Origin of the sequence: Bacteroides faecichinchillae JCM 17102 (assembly GCF_000614145.1) — a bacterium.
GTDB classification, from domain to species: Bacteria; Bacteroidota; Bacteroidia; order Bacteroidales; family Bacteroidaceae; genus Bacteroides; species Bacteroides faecichinchillae.
The window spans coordinates 1-4,471 of the sequence record NZ_BAKK01000091.1; the positions used below are offsets into that span (position 1 = coordinate 1).

Annotated in this window: 7 protein-coding genes and 1 pseudogene; 2 read left to right on the forward strand and 6 right to left on the reverse strand. The window is 42.2% G+C overall.

Going from position 1 to position 4,471, the window contains the following annotated elements; genetic code table 11:
* The 6 genes from mbpC to JCM17102_RS20620 all read right to left on the reverse strand — a co-directional run.
* Positions 1 to 441 (reverse strand): mobilization protein MbpC (gene mbpC, locus JCM17102_RS20600; protein WP_025076526.1); only part of this gene is annotated, 441 nt, incomplete at its 3' end.
* A complete protein-coding gene (gene mbpB, locus JCM17102_RS20605; protein WP_025076523.1) occupies positions 398 to 1,192 on the reverse strand; it encodes a mobilization protein MbpB in 795 nt (264 codons plus the stop codon). The genes mbpB and mbpC, both read right to left, overlap by 44 nt.
* Entirely contained in the window at positions 1,189 to 1,611 is a 423-nt protein-coding gene (gene mbpA, locus JCM17102_RS30130; protein WP_245798640.1) for a mobilization protein MbpA, read from the reverse strand. Before mbpA ends, mbpB begins: the two co-directional genes overlap by 4 nt.
* A gap of 181 nt (positions 1,612 to 1,792) precedes the next feature.
* Positions 1,793 to 1,975: a hypothetical protein gene (locus tag JCM17102_RS20610; RefSeq protein ID WP_008671561.1), complete on the reverse strand. Its 183-nt coding sequence runs from the start codon at positions 1,973 to 1,975 to the stop codon at positions 1,793 to 1,795.
* Positions 1,976 to 2,004: 29 nt separating this feature from the next.
* Positions 2,005 to 2,274 (reverse strand): Txe/YoeB family addiction module toxin, encoded by a 270-nt coding sequence (locus JCM17102_RS20615; RefSeq protein WP_008671563.1) that lies wholly within the window; start codon positions 2,272 to 2,274, stop codon positions 2,005 to 2,007.
* Entirely contained in the window at positions 2,267 to 2,533 is a 267-nt protein-coding gene (locus JCM17102_RS20620; protein WP_008671564.1) for a type II toxin-antitoxin system Phd/YefM family antitoxin, read from the reverse strand. Before JCM17102_RS20620 ends, JCM17102_RS20615 begins: the two co-directional genes overlap by 8 nt.
* A 404-nt stretch (positions 2,534 to 2,937) precedes the next feature.
* Here JCM17102_RS20620 and JCM17102_RS20630 point away from each other — a divergent pair, with 404 nt between their 5' ends.
* Positions 2,938 to 3,963, forward strand: coding sequence for a replication initiation protein (locus JCM17102_RS20630; protein WP_025076524.1), 1,026 nt, complete (start codon positions 2,938 to 2,940; stop codon positions 3,961 to 3,963).
* A gap of 80 nt (positions 3,964 to 4,043) precedes the next feature.
* Positions 4,044 to 4,471, forward strand: a pseudogene (locus JCM17102_RS20635) (hypothetical protein); the annotation flags it as partial.

The following is a 4,471-nucleotide window of genomic DNA, read 5'->3' on the forward strand; positions in this document are numbered from 1 at the left end:
ACCCTTTTGTTCTATTGCCTGCTCTTGGTAATATTCGTAATACCGTTTGTAGTTGTCCCGATCTTTGGCTGCATCCACCCAAAGATAACACATGAGGCAAGCGAACAAAAGGGAAATAACAGCACAAAGAATGGAGTAGAACGAAACCCGTTTATCCACATAGCCACCATTTTTCATTCTATTCCCCTGCCGTTCAAAGTCCGACAACACGTTTTTTAGGCGTTTTTCGGCACTTTCAAGGTTCTCCCCGTCTATCTGTACCTTTTTGGCTGTTGCGTCCTCTATGCGTTTCGTATAGGCTTCCACGCGCTTCAATTCTTGATATACCAGTTCTACTGCAAGCTGCGGGTTCACTTTCGGGGTGGTGTCTTTCCTGCGTGGTCGGTATTGTCCTTGCTTAGAGGTGGAAACCTCCTTTTCCGGACGTGAGTTTGTTTCCATGTGATATGCTCATTTGGTTATACTTCAATTTTTTCTGTGTCTGCTCGATATGGGCGAGTGTGTAACCTTTCCCAATCTCGCTTGCCTTGTATTCCGTTCCGCTCCGGGCTGTGACATAGTAGCCGTTAAGTTTTCCGGTGCTTGCCCTGGCTTCCCGAACTTTGAAGCCCAGTTTGCCAAGTTCCTTTTGGAATTTGGCAAGGTCAAAGCCCTGCAGCTTCTTCAGTACCTCGTTCATGGCTTCCTTGATTTCCGCTTTATTGGCTTTTCCGATGTCCTGCGACTGCACAAAGTCCCGTTCCTTGGCTATGGCGTTGGCGGCTTCCGTTGCCCGTTTCCCTATCCAGTTGTCCCGGTAGAGTTCCCCGGAAAGGGATATCCGGTTTGCTAGTATATGCAGGTGCGCCTGTTTCTTCTTGCTCTCCGTCCCACTGTGTTTGATGATGATATACTGGTGGTTCATCAGTCCCATGCGCTGCATGAAGTCGTTGCCAAGTTCTGCCCAGTCCGTATCGGTGAAGCTGGAGCTTTCCTCTATCGAGGGGCTGACCTCAAAACGCAGGCAGTTGTTCTTTACGTTCGGAAAATCAGTGAAGTAAGGTTTCATCTCCTGCACCATTTCCGCACCCGTACACCCGTAAAGCTCATGCCGAGCTATTTCGGTGGCTGCTGCCTGCCCGTCTATCTCTTTGGCGAGGTCGTACTCCAGTGCCGCCACGCCATGTGATATGCTTTTCCCTTTCCCTATCATCGTGAGAGTATTTTTTGGAGTTCTGTGATTAGTGTCCGGTTCTCCTCGAACACTTCCCGGTACTGGCGACCACCGAAGTAGTTGTTCAGTCTCTGAAGTGTCCCCCTCAGCCGGGCGATGTCCCGGAGAAGTTCCCGTTCTTCTTCTGTGTACCTCTCCCTGGGGCGACCACCAAGGGAGAGACTCCTGCAGTACTCCGATGTGCTCAGACCGCACCGGGCTGCCTGCTCCGAAAGTGCCGCCTTTTCAAGTGCCGAGCATCGGAAGGTTATCTTTTCGTTCCGTCTTACTTCCATGCCACGAAGATAGGCAAAAAATCTTTTTGAGCAAAGCGAGAAAAGCAAGAATTGTCCGACAAGGACACTTCTTGCTATATATACATGCCGCATGGGAATACACACAACGCTGACACGCTGCATAGGCACACATTTTTTTCTCTTTTTCCTGCCTTTTTCACAACGGAATACGGAGAACTGTCAAGGGGACGGGCTGGAAAAACCGCACGAGCCTGCGAGCGCAGGATTTTTCCGGATCCGGACTTGCGAAGCCCTTGACGGTTACGGAGTATGGAGTTACATTTGCAGACAAAAAAGAGAAAAATTACTTATTCAGTAATACTTTTTCTTTCGCGGTTAAGTTCTCCAATTCTTCATCACTTATAGGAATAACAGTATAGGTTTTCCCCTCGTGATGAATAAGTACATTGTCGCCTTTACTCGCCAAATCAAGCATTTCCTCTATTCGGTTAGCAAATTCCTCGGATGTAAGATTTATAACTGCCATATCTTTAATTTTTACATTGTTTTTTTACGTCATTTATCGTCATAGTGCCCCCAAACAGAAATAACAAAAACAACAATGGTGGTTTCGTTCACCGTATATCTAATACGGTTTTTCTTATCAAGTTGCCTTGACCATACACCCTGCAAATACTTCAACTGTTCGGGGTGTCCAGTCCCGGTGTATGGATGTTCTTTCAGCTCATCCAATAGCCTCTCTAACTTTTTGAAGAGTTGCGGAGAGGACTTTCTTAGCAACAGTACATGTTTTGCAGCTTCTTTTGAAAATTCTATCTCATACATTACACTCATCCTCTATACGGTTCAAAAAATCATCTAATGATTCATCCTTCCGCATTTTAAAAGTTCGTCCCTGCTTAATATCCTCAATACCCCTCTGAATAGCCTCCAATTCTTCCCTTGAGGGGAAATCCTCTTCCGTAGCCGCATATACGACTATGGGGGCGGCATTACGACGGGAAACAAAGATTGTCTCTTTTTCAGCCAGTTCAAAATATTTCTTCTGATTGGCACGAAATTCACGCGTTGTAATTATCTGCATAATATTTATATATTTGATTTACACCGCAAATATAGCTATAAAAGTTCAACCTCCAAATTATTTGTGTACCTATTTGTGTACACGCCATTAAAAGCCATATTCAAGCCTACCGCCCGTTGGTTGGTGTTGCTTTGCTTTTTCCCCTCTTTTCGAGTTGATTTTCAGCCTTTTTCCCTCTAATTTCCCCTTGTCTGTTATAAGCATCGTCTGTAATATGCTCTATCACTTTTGCGGAAACACCGATAAATAAAGGGATTAAAACATGTGTTTCCCTACACTTTGGGAGTTTTAATCCTACACTTTGGGAGTTTTTAAGACGAACTTTCCCTACACTTTGGGAGTTTTACCCTTCTTTTTTTGTTTATATGTAGGTATTTTATATCTTTGCAGCAAATCAAATAGTTATGAAAAAGAAGCTACCTATTACCAAAAATAAAGACGTAGTTGTATCATGGGTATATACATGGTCCAAACAGCAAGACATGTCCATACACGAACAAAGAATAATTCTTCGCATACTGGAAGCCTGCCAGGCTGAACTAAAGGGAGTAAAGCTGAAAGATTATGCAGGCACGAAACGCAAATTTGAGCATGGACTTTGGGATGTTGATGCGCAAATGCATGTGTCTGACGTTATTTTTTCCGGACGTGACTACAACGAAATCATAGCTGCACTCGATTCACTGGCTGGACGTTTTTTCACTTACGAAGATGATGAGGAATGGTGGAAATGTGGATTTATATCTAACCCGAAATACAAAAAGCATACCGGTATTATAACATTTCGTGTATCTAATGACCTTTGGGACGTGTTTACCAAATTCGCAAAAGGATATAGGGAATTTGAACTAAACAAGGCTCTTGCGCTGCCTACAGGCTATTCACTTAGGTTTTATATGCTCATGAGTGGGCAGGTGTACCCTTTGGATATATCACTGGACAACTTAAAAGAACGACTTGGCATACCTGCGGACAAATACAAAGACAAAAACGGAAAAGATAGAATCGACAACTTCGAGGAAAGAGTATTAAAACCAGCAAAGGCTGCGCTTGATGAAAGCTGCCCATACACATTCAACTACGTAAAAGTGCGTGAAAACCCTAACAACAAACGTAGTAAAGTAACTGGATTTAGATTTTACCCTGTATATCAACCTCAATTCAGGGATGAAGAACTGGAAGTAAAAGAACTTCAAGCGAAAGTAACGGCACGCCACCAAATAGATAGTCATGTGTACGAATATCTCCGTTATTCCTGTGGTTTCACTTCGGAAGAAATAAACCGGAACAAGGAAACGCTTATAACTGCACAGGAAAAAATAGCCGACCTTATAGGAGAACTGGCTATTCTAAACGGAAAATCACGAGAGAAGAACAACCCTAAAGGGTGGATTATAAACTCTCTCAAAGGGAAAATAAAAGACAGCTAAGCAACTAAAAGTGCTTCCCTAAATGTCATATTTTCAAATCATTTTCTAAATTTGCAATTGTAATCTTTAAATATTTATTCATGAAGAAGAAAAATTCACTGTTATTTATACTGCTAATGTACTCTTTGACAATGTTAGCACAGAAAGATATAACAAAATTTATGGGAATCCCCGTAGATGGATTTAAAAAAGATATGATTCAGAAACTTAAAGCTAAAGGGTTTGAATACGACAATGAAATCGATCTTTTAACTGGTGAATTTAATGGCGAAAAAGTAAATATTTTTGTCGCCACTCAAAGCAATAAAGTATGGAGGATTGTCGTAGCTGATGCGATAGAAAGGAACGAGCATGATATTAAAATTAGATTCAATAACCTTTACGACCAATTCAACGATAACCCTAAATACGTTCCTAAATTGGAAGATAACGATTATATTTCTGAAGACATTAATCTTGCATATGAAATGAAGGTTAGAAACAAAAGATTTGAAGCTGGATTCATGCT